1 protein-coding gene is annotated in these 1,321 nt (G+C 67.8%); it reads right to left on the bottom strand.

What is annotated here, in order from left to right:
• Nucleotides 1-17: 17 nt before the first annotated feature.
• A complete protein-coding gene (locus ABD093_RS18260; RefSeq protein WP_343926297.1) occupies nucleotides 18-1,064 on the bottom strand; it encodes an IS110 family RNA-guided transposase in 1,047 nt (348 codons plus the stop codon).
• Between the last annotated feature and the right edge of the window lie 257 nt (nucleotides 1,065-1,321).

The following is a 1,321-nucleotide window of genomic DNA, read 5'->3' as shown; positions in this document are numbered from 1 at the left end:
GACGCTCCTATGGTGCGTCAAGTGGATAGTGGTGGGTTTTCAAGTCGGCGGTAGAGGTCTCGGGCGATGTATCGCTTGAGGCAGCGTTTGATCTCTCGCGGGGTCTTGCCTTCGCTGGTGCGTCGGGCGGTGTAGTCCTTGGTGGCCTGGTCGTAGCGTTGCCTGGAGAGCACGATCGTGTGCAGGGCTCGATTGAGCTGCCGGTCGCCGTATCGGTTGAGCCGGTATCTCGTGGTGACTTTCCCACTGTTCGCTGGCAGCGGGGCGACGCCTGCGAGCATCGCGAACGCGGCCTCGTCACGCACCCTTCCGGAGTGGGACCACGCGCAGAGAACGGTCGCGGCGACGATCGGGCCGATCCCTGTCTCGGTGAGCAGGTCGGCCCGCCAGGACCGCACGATCGCGCGGATCTGCTTCTCGTGCTCGTCGGCCTCGTCCTGCAGCGCTTGGGCGCGGCGAGCGAGGTCGCGCAGCACCTGCGCGGTCGTTGTGGTCTCCACGTCCCACCCAGTTTGGATGCGGAAACGGGCCGCGATCTCGACCATCTCGGGCAGCTTCCGATCACGAAGCTTGGCGCGCAGACGCTCGGGAGCAGCGATCGTGAGGCTGAACAGCTGGCGCTGGGCGGCCGTCGCAGCGGTGACCGCGGAACGACGTGCGGTCAGCAGTACCGACAGGGCTTGCCGTTCCTGGCCGGTGCGCGGGGTCCCGTGGTGGGGGCGGGCCATCGCCTCGCGGGCCGCGCGGATCGCGTCCAGTGGATCGGACTTCGCGCCGTTGCGGCGCTTGGCCCGTTGGGGGCGGTCGAGCTCGATGACGACCTCGCCCTCCAGCAGGTGGGTCAGCCCGGCGCCGTGACCGCCGGTGCCCTCGATCGCCCACGCCCGCAGGGGTGAGTGTTCGTCGGCCAGGTCCAGCAGTTCCTGGTAGCCGGCCGGGGTGGTGGGCACCGTGATCTCGGCGAGGACTCCGCCGGTGGTGGTCTCGACGATTGCGGCGGTGTGGGTGTCGACGTGGGTATCGACCCCGATGACGATCTCTGCGATTTCGGTCAGACTGGTCATGCGTTCCTCCTAGCTCCGGAGCGGACGAAATGGGTCCGGTCCGGGAGGAGTCACGGCAGGACTGTGACGGGACACGTGGGCGCGGCTACGCCCGCGGTCAAGCTCCTGATCAGGCCAGTCAGCTCCGACCGGGCCGGGTTCGACGACACCGAGTGGACAAGTCGTGCGAAAGGCACGAAGCCAGTCAGCTCTCGGGTCACACCCGGTGCCGTCGAACACACCCCATCAGCACAAGGCCGACAAAGCCATCCTCACAG

Source organism: Brachybacterium tyrofermentans (assembly GCF_039526165.1).
Lineage (GTDB): Bacteria > Actinomycetota > Actinomycetes > Actinomycetales > Dermabacteraceae > Brachybacterium > Brachybacterium tyrofermentans.
Note: the sequence above shows the minus strand (reverse complement) of the source record. Positions and strands in the feature narration are given on the sequence as shown.